General features: G+C 31.7%; 12 protein-coding genes. 2 read left to right on the top strand and 10 right to left on the bottom strand.

What is annotated here, in order from left to right; translation table 11 throughout:
• The 7 genes from Q0998_RS14105 to Q0998_RS14075 all read right to left on the bottom strand — a co-directional run bounded on the left by Q0998_RS14105 (position 1) and on the right by Q0998_RS14075 (position 9,514).
• Positions 1 to 1,260, bottom strand: a complete 1,260-nt coding sequence (locus Q0998_RS14105) for a dihydroorotase (protein ID WP_299670843.1) — start codon at positions 1,258 to 1,260, stop codon at positions 1 to 3.
• Entirely contained in the window at positions 1,257 to 3,197 is a 1,941-nt protein-coding gene (locus Q0998_RS14100; RefSeq protein WP_299670841.1) for a BatA domain-containing protein, read from the bottom strand. The genes Q0998_RS14105 and Q0998_RS14100 overlap by 4 nt, the downstream gene beginning before the upstream one ends.
• Positions 3,198 to 3,201: 4 nt before the next feature.
• The gene (locus tag Q0998_RS14095; RefSeq protein WP_299670839.1) at positions 3,202 to 4,686 is read right to left on the bottom strand and encodes a carboxypeptidase; all 1,485 of its coding nucleotides are present in this window, start codon (positions 4,684 to 4,686) and stop codon (positions 3,202 to 3,204) included.
• Between the two features lie 68 nt (positions 4,687 to 4,754).
• Entirely contained in the window at positions 4,755 to 5,519 is a 765-nt protein-coding gene (locus Q0998_RS14090; protein ID WP_299670837.1) for a TIGR02757 family protein, read from the bottom strand.
• 3 nt (positions 5,520 to 5,522) lie between these two features.
• A complete protein-coding gene (locus tag Q0998_RS14085) occupies positions 5,523 to 6,071 on the bottom strand; it encodes a CPBP family intramembrane glutamic endopeptidase (protein WP_299670836.1) in 549 nt (182 codons plus the stop codon).
• 112 nt (positions 6,072 to 6,183) lie between these two features.
• Positions 6,184 to 6,843, bottom strand: a complete 660-nt coding sequence (locus tag Q0998_RS14080; RefSeq protein ID WP_299670834.1) for an ABC transporter ATP-binding protein — start codon at positions 6,841 to 6,843, stop codon at positions 6,184 to 6,186.
• Positions 6,844 to 6,943: 100 nt separating this feature from the next.
• Positions 6,944 to 9,514 carry a DUF5916 domain-containing protein gene (locus tag Q0998_RS14075; RefSeq protein ID WP_299670832.1) on the bottom strand — a complete coding sequence of 857 codons (2,571 nt, stop codon included), beginning with the start codon at positions 9,512 to 9,514 and terminating at the stop codon, positions 6,944 to 6,946.
• Between the two features lie 144 nt (positions 9,515 to 9,658).
• Here Q0998_RS14075 and sucC point away from each other — a divergent pair, with 144 nt between their 5' ends.
• Together sucC and Q0998_RS14065 are read left to right on the top strand one after the other, a co-directional pair.
• Positions 9,659 to 10,858 (top strand): ADP-forming succinate--CoA ligase subunit beta, encoded by a 1,200-nt coding sequence (gene sucC, locus Q0998_RS14070; protein ID WP_299670830.1) that lies wholly within the window; start codon positions 9,659 to 9,661, stop codon positions 10,856 to 10,858.
• Between the two features lie 259 nt (positions 10,859 to 11,117).
• Positions 11,118 to 11,414, top strand: coding sequence for a hypothetical protein (locus Q0998_RS14065; RefSeq protein ID WP_299670828.1), 297 nt, complete (start codon positions 11,118 to 11,120; stop codon positions 11,412 to 11,414).
• A gap of 18 nt (positions 11,415 to 11,432) precedes the next feature.
• Here the strand turns inward: Q0998_RS14065 and Q0998_RS14060 are convergent, their stop codons facing one another.
• The 3 genes from Q0998_RS14060 to Q0998_RS14050 form a co-directional block, all read right to left on the bottom strand.
• Positions 11,433 to 12,179: a hypothetical protein gene (locus tag Q0998_RS14060; RefSeq protein WP_299670826.1), complete on the bottom strand. Its 747-nt coding sequence runs from the start codon at positions 12,177 to 12,179 to the stop codon at positions 11,433 to 11,435.
• Positions 12,180 to 12,286: 107 nt separating this feature from the next.
• Positions 12,287 to 14,275 carry an excinuclease ABC subunit UvrB gene (uvrB, locus tag Q0998_RS14055; protein WP_299670824.1) on the bottom strand — a complete coding sequence of 663 codons (1,989 nt, stop codon included), beginning with the start codon at positions 14,273 to 14,275 and terminating at the stop codon, positions 12,287 to 12,289.
• Positions 14,276 to 14,365: 90 nt separating this feature from the next.
• A partial coding sequence (locus Q0998_RS14050; protein ID WP_299670822.1) for a T9SS type B sorting domain-containing protein occupies positions 14,366 to 15,368 on the bottom strand: 1,003 nt, incomplete at its 5' end.

Here is a 15,368-nt window from a genome sequence, read left to right as displayed (position 1 = left end):
TTAAGAATTTAATATCAATTGATTATTCGCAAAAATTCCATAAGCTTTCCCATTCATTTCTTTATTGATGAAAACACTGTTTTTTGAAGTAGATAAGATATGTTTTTTTGTAAAGACATAATTTTCTTTAGGATTAAAAAGTGAGATGTCTGCGCTGCTTCCTTCGGAAATAGATCTGTTCTCTAACCCAAAAATAGTTCTGGGTTTTGAGGTGATGTTTTCAATAAAATCTTCTAATTTTAAAACCGAATGGATTGCTCCAAAAGCAGATTCTAAGCCAATGGTACCGTTTTTAGCTTCGCTAAATTCTACTTTTTTGTGTTCAATGTCCATCGGATTGTGATCTGAAGTAATTATATCGATGACACCTGTTTTAACTCCTTTTTGCAAGGCCTTACAATCTGTGTTTGTTCTTAATGGCGGATTCGTTTTGTAATTTCCATCAAAAGCATGCAATTCGTTATCGGTTATTGTTAGGTGATGCGCAGTAACACTACAAGTAACTTGCAAGCCTTTCTTCTTTGCTTCTTTAATTAACGCGACAGATTTCGCTGTAGAAATGGTGGGAATGTGTAGTTTTCCTCCTGTATACTCTAATAAAAATAAATCTCTAGCAATTTGAATGTGTTCTGCCAATGCAGGAATTCCTTTTAAACCCAATCTTGTACTGTTGACTCCCTCATGTGCAATTCCTTCGCCAGCAATCGCTTTGTTTTTAGGAAAACTTAAAATTAAACCATTAAAATTCTGAGTGTACAATAATGAAATTTTCATCAAATTATCATCACTAATTGGTTTTTTATAATCGCCAAAAGCAATCGCACCAGATTGTTGCATGTCATACAATTCGGCCATTTCTACACCTTTACTTTCTTTCGTTAAAGCAGCAATAGGAAACAGTTTTGTGGCAAAACCATTCGCCTTGTTAATTAGAAATTCCACAGCAGATTTGTTATCAATTACTGGGTTTGAATTTGCGTTTACTGCAACTGCGGTAAATCCGCTTTTTGCAGCAACTTTTAAGCCGTTTTTAATCGTTTCACGTTCTTCAAAACCAGGTTCACCAAAAGATACGCTGGTGTCAAACCAGCCACAAGAAACATGTAGATTTTCTCTTTCTACAATGGTGTATGTTTTTTTTGATGGAATATTGGTATCGATCTTTTTGATGATACCTTCGTGAATTAAAATATCTTTTGTTTGTTGATGAAAAGGGCTAGAAGGGTCTATAATTTTTGCCGATTTTATAAGCGTACTCATGGTTTATAGAATTTTAAAATCAAAATTTCTAATAACAAAGATACAATTGCCAAGGCTAAAAACCATTTCCAAAGCCAATGAACTTCATTATTTTTATCTATTTCTTTAAAAATATCTTTTATTGAGGTAGCAATGCTGATGTTTTCATTTGTCTCTTTTAAGATATTTAAATCTAAAAAATGTAACAAACTTTCTTCTTTGGGGTAATTAAAAGCGATATCTTGAATGTTTGTATTCTCTTTTAAAACAGCATAAAAACCAGCTTTTAAAGGTTGTTCTTGTGTTGTAATTACTACTTTATTTTGAAAAGTTTGTTGTAAAGGAATAAAAGAGGTTTCTAGATTGGTAATTCTTAAAATATCGTCTTTCCCTAAAGCCGTTTCAATTTCAATGATATTTTCTTTGTCTATGCTGTAGGATAATTTTGGATATTGAAAACTCATTTTTCCAAAATTATAAAAAACAGGCACAATCAAAGGAGAGTTTAAAAAATTACTATTTTTTTTATTTAAAGCACTCGCAATATAATACACATTGCTATTTGCTAGTTGACTTATAAATGGTGTATTATTTTCAAAAGAAACTATTTTGGAGATATTTCCTAAAATAGGGTAGTGGCTTTGCACTGTTGGATATTGAAAATTGGTCACCTTTTTAGAAAACACATTTTTAAATATAGGATGCTTATAGTTGATTGTGGTAATCTTTAAAGTATCTCTTTTTAGGGCTTCAATTTTACCAAGATTTAGATTTTTAAGCAATAAATTGTAAGAATTTAGAGCTATTTTTTCATTCGGAATTAAAACAATGCTTCCTCCATTTTTAGCAAAATTTACCAAACTTTTCAATAAAATTTCAGGAATAGTTTCTAAGCCATTCAATACAATTAATTGTTGTTCTTGTATGGAATTATAATTGATGTTTTGAGGTGATGAACTTGTAAAATCAAACTCATTTTTAGTGTATATTCTTGATAAGAACTCAGCATCATTTCCAATCGCTAATACGCTTGTTTTTTGTTTGTTATTAAGGGTGAAGTAATAAGTGTTGTCAAATGAGAAAATGTCGCTAAAAGAAATTTCTAATTTCCCTAAAAAATTAGAGGTTTTTTGAACTGTAAATTGAATTGTTTTTTCTGTATCTTTATCAATAGGGAAGGATTGCTTGCTAATTAGTGTTTCTCCATTAAAAATAGCAATGGGCACATTGTCTTTTTTATCACCTTGATTTTTAATGATTGCATTTACAGTAAAATTGTTGGTGTTTGTATTGTTGATAAAAACGCTATCGATAGAAAGATTACTTTTTTGCGAAGATGTGAGTTTTATAGCAGAAATAGCAGGTGTTACATTTGTAAACTTTTTATTGTAATTATACTGAAAATCAGATATTAATATATTTTTATTTAAAGTGTTAGTTTTGTTTTTATTCTCTTGCGCTATTTTTAACAAAACAGTCTCTAAAGGTAGTTTTTTAGCGGTATTTTCTAAATTTAAAAGTATGTTTTTTAATACTGGTTTACGAATGTTCTGATAGAAATCTGTATTCGTTAATAAAGAATATTCATTTTCAGAATCGGAATTTTCTATTATTTCTTGCGCGGCTATTTTTAATAAATTTCCTTTTTCGCCATTCGTGTTGGTGCTTAAAGAAGTGTCTAAATATATAAAATTATGTTGTTTTTTACTGCTGTTTTTGTTACTAAAATAAGGTTGAGCGAAAGCAAAAAGTATCGCTAAAAATAACAGTATTCTTGTGGCTAGAATTAGCCATTTTTTTATACGTGAACTCTTGCGGGTTTGTTGTTGCAATTTTTGTAAAAAAGCAACATTGGTAAAAGGAATTTTTACAAACTTCTGTAGTTGAAAAAGATGTACTAAAATAGGGATGATTAGTAGCGCTAAAAAGTATAAAACTTCAGGGTTTTTAAATTGCATTTATTTAATATTTTGCAGATTTTCCGTTCGACAAACTATTCTCTATAAAAGTTCTTAAATCGTTATTTGCTTTTTGTAAATCTTCATTTCTAAGGTACATCATATGACCACTTCTGTATCCTTTAAAATAGAATCGATCTTTCATTTTACCACTAGGATCTGTTTTCCACATCGTATATTTTGCACTAAAATAAGTGGTTGCACCGTCATAATAGCCAGATTGTATTAATACTTTTAGGTAAGGGTTTTGAGCCATTGCTTGCCTTAAACCCTCTCTTACATTGTTGTTTCTGTTATCCCAAGGTGAAACTGATCCAAAAACATTATATTTTACATCAGTTTTAAAGTTTAATTCTTCTCTAATATAATAGTTAATCGCTGGTGTAAAAGAATGTAACCAAGAGGTTAATTCAGAATTGTAATCAGGACTGTTACCGCTTTCACGCTTGTCTAATCCTAAATATCTAGAGTCTAAACGACCAATCGTTTGTCCTGTTTTATCTCTTAACAACTCTTTCCAAAAGAAACTTGGAGAAACTTCTAAGTTGTTTTGTAAAATTACTTTAGTACTCAATCCAGAGTATTCTGAAAATAAATTTGCAATCACTATTTTTTCACTTTCATTAATAAAACCCCCTTTAGCAATTGTGGGGAGCAAGATATTAATGGCAAATTCTTCTGCTTTCGGAAGTATTTCACTTAAATCTAGTTGTTGATATTTCTCAGGTAACATTTTATGATACCAAGCAGCAGCTGTATAATAAGGAAGGTTTAAAGCATAATCTATAGAGCTACCAGTTCTTAATACTTTATAATCTGCCGGAGAAACCATAATTACTCCGTTTAAGTACATCCATTGTTTATTTTGCAATTCGGCAGCCAAACCCATTACTCTTGTACCTCCGTAACTTTCACCAATAATATATTTAGGAGATTCCCAACGATTATTTCTTGTGATAAAGGTGTTTAACCAGCTTGCCAGATAATTTACATCGGCATTTATTCCAAAAAAAAGTGATTTGTCTAATTTTTTTCCCTTTGCAACAACAGGTCTTGAATATCCAGTGTTTACTGGATTTATATACACAATATCAGAAACATCTAAAATTGAATTCGGATTGTCTTTCACGCCATAAGGTTGAATTGGGAATCCTTCTTCATCAATTTTTAAAACTTTTGGACCTGTGTATGCGATATGCATCCAAACAGAAGCAGAACCTGGACCACCATTAAAAGACATGATTATTGGTCTTTTAGCCGTGTTTTTTACATCTGTTCTTTTGTAATATGTATAATAGAGTGAAGCGATAATTTCTCCAACATCATTCCACACAGGTTGCATACCAGTTATGACTTTGTAAGGAACTGTTTTTCCTTTGATTACTACAGCATTCTTAGTGACAACAATTGTGTCTAAAGGGATTCTATGGTCTTGTGCGGTTAAAGATATTCCAAAAAAGAGTAAAAAAATAAACACTATTTTTTTCATAATAAATGATTTTAAGAAATCTAATTTATCACAAAAAAAAGGATTTAAAAACTGTTGTTAACTTCTAATTAAAACTTTTCGAAAACACCTAAACCGAATAAAGCAAAATCGTACTTTACGGGATCTAGTTTGTCTAAGTTTCGAAGATTTTTATCCAATTCAGCAACTGCTTTCCAGTCGTTTTGTTTTCTCAGTAGCAACTTTAGCTTTCTTGCTACGTTGCCAGAATGCACGTCTAATGGACAAGATAAGTTTGCTGGATGATGGGATTTCCAAATTCCGAAATCTACACCCGCTTTGTCGTTTCTTACCATCCAACGTAAAAACATATTGATACGTTTGGCTGCAGAGTTTTTTAAAGGGTCAGAAATGTGCTTTTGTGTTCTCGGTTGGTGTTCAACTTCAAAAAACAACTTTTTAAATTGATGAATAGCAGTTTGATAGGTTTTAGAATTGTCTTCAATTAAAAGTACTTTTTCTAAACCACCATAATTTGTGTAGATGTGTTGCAGCGATTTTATAAATTGCTGTAAATCAATATAATTAAAAGTTCTGTGTACAAAATTTTCTAGACTTTTTAAATCTTTTTCTTGATGATTCAAAATAAAATCATGCGGAGAATGGTCTAGTAATTCCATCATTTTCAATGAATTTCTAATAATCATCGTTCGGTTTCCCCAAGAAATAATTGCCGTTAAAAAACCAGCAATTTCAATGTCTTCTTTTTTTGAAAATAAATGCGGAATTTGAATAGGATCTGATTCAATAAATTTAGGATTGTTATAAAGAATTACTTTCTCATCTAAAAATTCCTTCAATTCAGATTTTTTCATATTTTAAAATTCTGGAATAAAACTAAGTGCTATAAAGAAAAGATTATAAGTACCATGCAAAAGCATAGACCATTGCAGTCCAAATCGCACTCTAATATAACCAAAATAACCACCAACCAGTATTTGAGGTAAAACCAATATGGGTGCTAATAAAAGGATGCTTGTGGTCATTTCAAAATTTGTAATATGCACAAAACCGAATAACAGAGCAAAAAAGTAAAAGGCTATTTTAAAGGGTTTTGGTTTTTTAAAAGCAGTAATGGGGCCTCTAAAAATAACTTCTTCAATAATAGGCACAACTACTGCACCTAGTAAAATGACTTGAAGTTTACTCATTCCTTCAAACATGGCTTCTACCTTGTGGTTATCCATACTGATCCAATCTAGTTCTTCGAAAAGTGCAAAAATAGGAGAGATAATGATGCCTGTTAAAATACTAATGACAAGAATGTTTAAAAATATTTTAAATCGATACTTTACATCTGTAGTTGTGTCTTTTTCTAAAACAGGATTTTTTAAGTATGCTAATAAATTTTGGAAAGTTTTCTTCATAATAAAGTTTACACATTAGTTGTATAAAAGCAATTTTTGTTACACAAATAGAACCTTTTATTTTTTAAGAAAACAATAAAAAATTCGGGGCAGAGTTTGGAAGATTTTTTAATTAAATAATTTTACCATCTTTCATGGTTAATGTTCTATCTGCCATTGCTGCAAGTTCTTCATTGTGAGTCACCAAAACAAACGTCTGGCCAAATTCGTCACGAAGTTTAAAAAATAATTCATGTAAATTTTTAGCAGCTTCGCTATCTAAATTTCCACTGGGTTCATCTGCTAAAATAACCGAAGGATTGTTTATTAAAGCTCTAGCAACGGCTACACGCTGTTGTTCACCGCCAGAAAGCTCATTTGGTTTGTGATGAATCCTGTGAGACAAACCTAAGAATTCTAAAATTTCTAAGGCTTTTTTCTCCGTTGCTGTTTTCGATTTTTTACCAATAAACGCAGGAATACACACATTTTCTAAAGCGGTAAACTCTGGTAGTAATTGATGAAACTGAAAAATAAAACCAATATGATTGTTTCTAAAGGAAGATAATTCTTTATCGGATAAGTTTTTTAATGAAATAGTATTTAAAGAAAGCTCAAAATCTTGTTCTTTTAAAGGTTTGTCTAAAGTACCTAGAATTTGTAAAAGTGTTGTTTTTCCTGCTCCAGAAGGACCAACAATGGCAACAATTTCACCTTTTTTAATATGTAAATCGACCCCTTTTAAAACTTCTACATCACCATAATATTTGTGAATATTCTTACAAACAATCATACTTTTAAATTTGTAGACGAAAGTATAAAAAAGAAATCAGAAACACATAGATGTGCTTCTGATTTCAAATTCAAATTTAAAAAAATGTATCAACGATTGTTTAAAAAATATTCTTTAGGCTATTGTAGTCTATAAAATAGACAAATCTTACAGAAAAAGTATGTTGATTTGGTTGATTGAATAAGTTTTCTAAATTTTCGTAAAAATCTAAACCTGAGTTATTGTTTGCATCAAAGATAGAATTTCTATAAAAAACAATCAATTGGCTTCCTGGTGCAAATTGCCAAAAATAATTTAAATCTAAATTCCAACTATTAAAATTAACATCTTCACCAGTATAGTTTGCATTTTTGGCTAAAGATCCATCATCATTTAGATTGTAATATCCGTTGTAAGCGACATCACTCCAATAATGCCTAAAACTTAATGACAAGGATGAATTCGTACTAAAATTATAGGTACCAGAAATGATATTTGAATAGTCTTTTCGATCTCTTTGACCAAAAATAACATTGTTCGCATCTTCATCTACATACCCTTGGTCATTGTAGGTCTTGTTATAACTCAATCTGTATTGTAAAGAAAATTTATTTGTAAATCGATATCTTGGACTTACACCAAAACCATAACCTTCTTGCGGATGATTTGTATATCCTGTAAAATAAACATCTGCATTTACTTCTAATTTTTTTTGTGAGTTTGTAGAGATCCAGCCATTTACGTTCATCCTTTCTGGTCTTTTAAAATAAATACCACTCGTGGTGCCTTGTCTTGGTTCAAAATAATCTCTTTTTCTGGTGCCATAATTTAAATTTCCACCAAATGTAAAACGTTCTTTCGTTTGTGCACTAGCACTAAAACCAGCATTGTAGCCCGTAAAAGCTCCAGAAAAATGTTGAAAGTTTGCTTGATTGTAAAAGTTAAAACGGTACCTATTAAACCTTTTTGTAGGCTGTAGTGTTCGCCAACCTGCGCTCCCATAAATGGTCTGTTGGTCATTACCGAATTGAATTCCTAAATCATTCGGATTAAAGTCTTTATTTGTAAAATTATAGCCAAGTTCCCAGCTCCAATGACCAGAATTGTAACCAAAACTATTATCGAACGTATAACCCGTATTTTGGTCGTTTACATCATCAGAAATAGCACTCATTCTAAAAGAACCATCTGCATTGTATTTGCTGTCCTTTGTTTCTATATGCCAATCTAATGCAGTTACGTTTGCGTCTCTAAAACGACCATCTCTGGTAACATTTGTATTGATAAGAGATACAGTTGAATTTTGATTAAATTGCTGATCTAATACTACAATATTGTAATTGGTAAAAGGGTTTAAAACAGTTTGGTAATTACTTTTTGTAGCAATGGTGTCTAAACCAACAATGGTCTGTGTTGTTCTCTCTATATTAGAAGTTGCTTTTTCTGTGATGGCGTTAAAAAAACCAATGCCTAAGCCACCTTTTGTTCTACCTGAAACTTTTATTGCATTTAACATGGTTACTTTTTCAGGCGGATTTACAAGTTCATCGTTTATTTTTGTATTGTTATCAAATGCTTCATCATTTCTTCTTTCGCTTGAAAACTGATCTATAGGAGAACCTCCAATTCTTCTAGAATAAAATAAATTACCCTTATTAAATAGCTCTGTACCTTCCGTAAAAAACTGACGTTGTTCTGTAAATTGTTGTTCAAAAGGACCTAAATTTAATTCTACATTGTCAAAACCTACTTGACTAAAATCTGGAATTAAAGTTGCATCTAACGTAAAGTTGTCTGTTATTCCATATTTTAAATCCATACCAACACTATAATCATAGTTTGTTTCACCGTCAAAAGAAACAGCTGTTGCTGATGCGTAAGGGTATAAATTTAATCTTGTTGGTGGCTTTAGATTCGTAAAACCTTCTACCAAACCATCATACTGCGTCCATCTTCCAACAGCATTGTCTATATGCGTCCAAGTGTGTTGTTCATTCAATCTTTCTAACCTTCTATGAAAATTGAATCCCCAAGATTGTATAGGTCTGTTTGCAAAACGAATGGCTCTGTAAGGTAATTTTATTTCAACATTCCAACCATTGTCTGTTATTTTAGCCGCACTTTCCCATACAGCACTCCAGTTAAAATCTTCATTTCCATTAGAAACTTTTGCATCTGCTTGGTTCCCCGTAGATTGAACGATAAACTCAAACGGATTTTGACCGTCATCATTTGGATTTATAGTTACTAAAAAGAAATCTGCCTGACTAAAATTGTCTCTTACAGCAAATTCTTGAGGAATATTGACAGCATCTGGATCTAACATAACTGCAGAAATATAAACGGCATTATCATCATAAATAACTTTTACCGTTGTTTGGTATGCTCCTTTAACAGCAACACCATTGTCTGGTCTAAAAATAACAAAATCTGTTAATTTTTCTGCATTCTTCCAAGCATCGTCATTTAAGATTCCGTCTATTTTTGGGGTTTTAGCAATTCTGGTTGTGGCAACTTTTTTTCGATTCTTATTGTTTTGAGCTTGGGTATGAAATGCAGTCAATATGACAAATTGTAGGAATAAAATTCGTTTAAACATGTAATTTGGGTTGGTTGTATGTAAATACCTTGCGAAAGTATTTAACCTTGTAAAAGGCACTTCACAAAATTGTGTTAATTGTATGAAAGACATCTTAATTTTTGAAGTGTTACAAAAAAAGAGTGTTAAAGATTTCTTAAAGGAATTTCAAAAGACTTCTAATTTTTTTTATTCGAAAGATGGCAGTAAATAACTTCTGAATTTGTATTTTTGTGACCGTTTTAAAACATTTATAGGATGAACTTACACGAATATCAAGGAAAAGAAATTTTAAACAGTTTTGGGGTTAGCATACAACGCGGAATTGTGGCAAGTAATCATAAAGAAGCTGTAGATGCAGCAAAACAATTAACCGCAGAAACGGGTACAGGTTGGCATGTTATAAAAGCACAAGTGCATGCAGGTGGTCGTGGAAAAGGTGGAGGCGTAAAGTTGGCTAAAAACCTACAAGAAGTAGAAAATATTGCCAATGATATTATTGGTATGATGTTGATTACACCACAAACTTCTGCCGAAGGAAAAAAAGTACATCAAGTTTTAGTTTGTGAAGATGTTTATTATCCTGGAGATTCTGAGCCAGAAGAATATTATATGTCAGTGTTGTTAAACAGAGCAACAGGAAAAAATATGATTATGTATTCTACGGAAGGCGGAATGGATATTGAAACGGTTGCTGAAGAAACGCCACATTTAATTTTTACGGAAGAAATAGATCCTTTATTAGGGATCATGCCTTTTCAAGCACGTAAAATTGCTTTTAATTTAGGGTTATCTGGTACTGCTTTTAAAGAAATGACAAAGTTTGTTACGAACTTATACAAAGCATACATTGGTTCAGATTCTTCAATGTTTGAAATCAATCCAGTTTTAAAAACTTCAGATTCTAAAATTATGGCGGTAGACGCTAAAGTTTCTTTAGATGAAAATGCTTTATTTAGACATAGAGATTATGCAGCAATGCGCGATTTACGTGAAGAAAATCCAATTGAAGTAGAAGCAAAAGCTGCGGGTTTAAACTATGTAGATTTAGACGGAAACGTTGGTTGTATGGTAAACGGAGCTGGTTTGGCAATGGGAACGATGGATTTGATTAAAGAATCTGGTGGTGAGCCTGCTAACTTTTTAGATGTTGGTGGTACCGCAGATGCACAAAGAGTAGAAACTGCTTTTGGGATTATTTTAAAAGATAAAAATGTAAAAGCAATTTTAGTAAATATTTTTGGTGGTATTGTTCGTTGTGATAGAGTTGCACAAGGTGTTGTAGATGCTTATAAAAGCATGGGAGACAAAATTAATGTGCCAATTATTTGTCGTTTACAAGGTACAAACGCTAAAGAAGCAAAAGAATTGATAGATAATTCTGGAATGGAAATTATTTCTGCTACAGAATTTCAAGAAGCTGCTGATAAAGTACAAGAAGTTCTAGAAGCTTCTTAAAGTTTTCTTTAAAATATATTTAATAAATGCCTCGCAAATAGTGAGGTATTTTTTTGGTTAATTTTTTGACTTGAAAATAGTATATTTAGATATTATGAAATTCACTTTTAAATTTTTATCAATTTTCCTATTCTTTTTTGGAACCAACTCTTTACCTGCTTCAGATGTTTTTCTTAAGGAAGATTTTAAAATAAGTACATTTTCTCAGGATAAAACCATTTTAATCAAAAAGATAAAAGCAAAACTGAATGCTTTAGAAATGCAACGAGAAAAATTAAAAATTTTAAAAAAATGGTCTGATTCCAAAGAGAAAAGCTATTTATTGAATGTTGAAAATTTAACTAAAAACTTAGAAAAACTTGGAGTAACCACTGCAAAAAAACTAAATATTGATGCTCTCATTAAAAAACTCCAAAAAGAGTTAAAATATTTAAATAATAGCAGAGTAAATAAAAATGCAAAAAAAACTTGGTCAAAAAAAGACAACGCTCTGTATGAAAAAAAAGCAGGCAAACTCATTGATAGTATTATTCAATTGAGGATGAAGAAGGTGTAGGTTTTAAGAAATGCCTTGTTATTTTAAAACGGGCCTTTTTTCTAAATCATAAATCATTTCAACAGTTTCAACTCGAAACCAAAGATTAAACATTTTGTAATTTCGTCTTTGAGGCCATTCTTTTTTATTGAGATGCCAATCTCCTAAGACCATCGTAAAAAATTTATCAAATTTCTTTTTCAACCATTTTTCTACATCATCATTTTTTTCGTCAATTAAATAAATAATAGGATCTTTAACCTCTTCTGAAGAGTCATCATCAGGATACAAACCATTATACCAATCTAAAAATGGCTGTTTTGGTTTTAGAATAATAGCATCACGATTGATATAATTTTCCTCAAAATCATTTTGAGAAACTTCATTTTCCAAAGCATTTATCATACTAGATAAGTAATCTTCCTCAATTTGTGTAAGAACCTTTAATATTGGGGCTGCACTTGTTTCAGTTAATTCATAATCAACAATAAAATTGGTGTGTTCTCTAAATTCAGACACCTTATAATCAATCATTTTATTTAGTAAAACAATATCAATATCTTCTATTAAATCAGTTGGCTTTTGAATTTTTTCTTGTGGTACAAGAACTTTCATATTTCCAAAATTCCAAGCATTTATTGCAAATTCAAAAATGTCTTCAAGATACTCCATATCCCTAAAGTCATTTGAAAACGGTGCCATAAATTGTTCTAATAATTCAGAATACTTTACACCTGCATTCTGAACTACTTTATTTCCGAATAAATCAACTACTTTATTTTTCATTTTAAAAGACTTTAAGTTGGTTTTATAACATTCTAAAAATGGTTACTAAGTGCATAGTTAGCATTGGCAAATTTCATAAAAAGAAATAGAAAAAACAAATTAAATATTTATGCTTTCTCCTTTAAAATAGCAATTTCATCACGTAATTTTGCAGCCACAATAAAATCTAAACCTTTAGCAGCAGCCTCCATTTGTTTGCGTTTATTACGAATGCGTTGTGCTATCTCTTCTTTAGGTAAATACTGTAAGTCTTGTTCTGCAGCCACTTGTTTTGCATTGTCATAATGATAACTAGAAACTGCCGATTTTGTTAACGTATCGTCTATTTTTTTATTAATTTGAGTAGGAGTAATGTTGTGTTTTGTATTGTATGCAATTTGTTTTTCTCTTCTTCGATCTGTTTCATCCATTGTTTTTTGCATACTTGCTGTAATTTTATCAGCATACAATATGGCCAAACCATTCACGTTTCTCGCAGCTCTACCCACGGTTTGTGTTAGAGACTTTACATTTCTTAAAAAACCTTCTTTGTCAGCATCTAAAATGGCAACCAAAGAAACTTCAGGTAAGTCTAAACCTTCTCGTAGTAAGTTTACACCAATCAACACATCAAACAAACCTTTACGCAAGTCTTGCATAATTTCTACACGCTCTAAAGTGTCTACATCAGAATGAATATATCGACAACGAATATCTACTCTTGTAAGATATTTTGTCAATTCTTCTGCCATTCTTTTGGTTAAAGTAGTTACTAAAGTACGTTCGTCTTTTTCTACACGAATCTGAATTTCTTCAATCAAATCATCAATCTGATTCAAACTGGGTCTTATTTCTATGGGTGGATCTAATAAACCTGTGGGTCTAATAATTTGCTCTACAAAAACACCTTCTGTTTTCTGTAATTCGTAATCTGCTGGCGTTGCAGAAACAAAGATGGTCTGATTTTGAATGGCTTCAAACTCTTCAAATTTTAAAGGTCTATTGTCCATAGCAGCAGGCAATCGGAATCCATACTCAACCAAATTTTCCTTTCTACTTCTGTCTCCACCATACATTGCATGGGTTTGTGGAACTGTAACATGACTTTCATCAATTACCATTAAATAGTCATTCGGAAAATAATCTAACAAACAAAAAGGTCTTGTTCCTGGCAATCTGCCGTCTAAATAGCGAGAATAGTTTTCAATTCCTGAACAATACCCCAATTCACGAATCATCTCTAAATCGAATTCTGTACGTTCTTTGATTCTTTTTGCTTCCAAGTGTTTTCCCATTTCATTGAAAAAATCGACTTGTTTCATCATGTCTTCTTGAATCTGATGAATGGCATTTTGTAATACATCTGGTGAAGTAACAAATAGGTTTGCAGGATAAATACTCAATTCTTTAAAGGTATTGATTACTGCATTGCTCTCTAAATCAAACAATTCGATTTCTTCGATTTCATCTCCAAAAAAGTGAATTCTATAGCCATTATCACCATAAGAAGGATAAATTGTCACCACATCTCCTTTTACTTTAAAGGTTCCACTTTTTATTTCATGCTCTGTTCTAGAATACAAACTTTGCACTAGTTGATGTAAAAACTTCGTTCTTGAAATTAATTGTCCGACTTGGATTGGAATTACATTTTTCTTGAACTCTGTAGGATTTCCAATACCGTACAAACAAGAAACGGATGCAACCACCAAAACATCTCTTCTTCCTGAAAGTAGGGAAGAAGTGGTGCTTAGACGAAGTCTTTCGATATCTTCATTGATAGATAAATCTTTTTCTATAAAAGTTCCTGTCACTGGAATGTAAGCTTCTGGCTGGTAATAATCATAATAAGAAACAAAATATTCCACTGCATTTTCAGGAAAAAATTGTTTAAATTCTGAATATAATTGTGCTGCTAAGGTTTTATTGTGGGCTAAAACCAAGGTTGGTTTTTTTACATTTTTTACAACATTTGCAACCGTAAAAGTTTTACCAGAACCCGTAACACCTAATAAGGTTTGAAATTTTTCACCATCATTGATACTTTGAGAAAGTTCTTTGATAGCTTGTGGTTGATCTCCTGTAGGAGAAAATTCTGAGACTAATTTAAATTCCATAGTGTAAAAATACGGATTGTAATTGTATTTTTATTTTCTTATTAAGCTAAAATTTTGAGTTTTTAAAATAAGATAGTTACAGCTAATAAACTACCTTCTCAACAGCGAGAAATTTCCTTTTTTGTGAACGGTTGGTTTAGAGGTATCTGCGGGAATTAGTGTGATGTTAAACCAATAATCATCAGAAGAAAGTCTTTTTCCGTTGTAGGTTCCGTTCCAACCTTGCCCATCGATTGGAAGTTGTGCCACTAATTTACCAAATCGATTAAAGATATTGATACTCGCATTTGGGTAAAATGTTTTGTTAGCGCCTTTAATAATCCAAGTATCGTTTTTTCCATCACCATTTGGAGTAAAGAATTTTGGGAATTGAATGACAGAAACTTGCAAAGTAGCATCTGGCGCACAACCATTTTTATCATTTACAATGATGGTGTAAATACCGCCTTCTAAATCTTCAAAAATGGGTGCATCTTGAAATGGAGTCGTGGTGTTCTCATCATCATTTCTAAGGGCGAATTGGTAGTCTCCCAAACCTAAATCGTTGTTTACTGTATCTACTAAAATAGACAAGTTGTTTTCACTTCCAATGTTATTTCCTTCGTCAACAATCGTTACAAAACTGGCATTTAAAACTGCAGGATTCGATTCAGTAACCACAACTGTTTCTGTTCTTGTACAATTGGTTCCGTTTGTGGTGGTGGCCGTTACTGTATAATTTCCACCCGTGGTGATAGCTGCAGTTGCATTGGTACTGATTAAATTTCCAGCAGCATTTCTCCATTCATAGGTATATATAGCTGCAGGGTTTTCAACAGCAATGGTTAAAGGAGTATCGTTTAAACATAAAATTTGAGGAGAAGTGACCGTAAAGTCTGGTAACGGATTTACAATGAGATCAAAAGTAGCATCGTCATTTACACAGAAAGTAGCTTTGTGTTGAATTCTTACAAAAATGGTTTCCGTAGTATTTGAGTTTGTATATGGAGAACTTATCGGTAAATTCCCTGTAGCTGCATCTGCTTGAGTATGGTGAAAAGTAACGTTAAAATCATCAGGATCTTGAGTGGTTCCTAATAAACCAGGAATCTGA

The sequence above is a fragment of the uncultured Polaribacter sp. genome (assembly GCF_947501385.1).
In the GTDB taxonomy this organism is placed as follows: Bacteria; Bacteroidota; Bacteroidia; order Flavobacteriales; family Flavobacteriaceae; genus Polaribacter.
The sequence above is the reverse complement of the archived record's forward strand: the minus strand, read 5'-3'. Positions and strand labels throughout refer to the sequence as shown.

Bases quoted from the DNA above. Each gene is read 5' to 3' on its own strand.
- Q0998_RS14105 (WP_299670843.1), bottom strand. From the start codon at position 1,260: ATGAGTACGCTTATAAAATCGGCAAAAATTATAGACCCTTCTAGCCCT.
- Q0998_RS14100 (WP_299670841.1), bottom strand. From the start codon at position 3,197: ATGCAATTTAAAAACCCTGAAGTTTTATACTTTTTAGCGCTACTAATC.
- Q0998_RS14095 (WP_299670839.1), bottom strand. From the start codon at position 4,686: ATGAAAAAAATAGTGTTTATTTTTTTACTCTTTTTTGGAATATCTTTA.
- Q0998_RS14090 (WP_299670837.1), bottom strand. From the start codon at position 5,519: ATGAAAAAATCTGAATTGAAGGAATTTTTAGATGAGAAAGTAATTCTT.
- Q0998_RS14085 (WP_299670836.1), bottom strand. From the start codon at position 6,071: ATGAAGAAAACTTTCCAAAATTTATTAGCATACTTAAAAAATCCTGTT.
- Q0998_RS14080 (WP_299670834.1), bottom strand. From the start codon at position 6,843: ATGATTGTTTGTAAGAATATTCACAAATATTATGGTGATGTAGAAGTT.
- Q0998_RS14075 (WP_299670832.1), bottom strand. From the start codon at position 9,514: ATGTCTTTCATACAATTAACACAATTTTGTGAAGTGCCTTTTACAAGG.
- sucC (WP_299670830.1), top strand. From the start codon at position 9,659: ATGAACTTACACGAATATCAAGGAAAAGAAATTTTAAACAGTTTTGGG.
- Q0998_RS14065 (WP_299670828.1), top strand. From the start codon at position 11,118: ATGCAACGAGAAAAATTAAAAATTTTAAAAAAATGGTCTGATTCCAAA.
- Q0998_RS14060 (WP_299670826.1), bottom strand. From the start codon at position 12,179: ATGAAAAATAAAGTAGTTGATTTATTCGGAAATAAAGTAGTTCAGAAT.
- uvrB (WP_299670824.1), bottom strand. From the start codon at position 14,275: ATGGAATTTAAATTAGTCTCAGAATTTTCTCCTACAGGAGATCAACCA.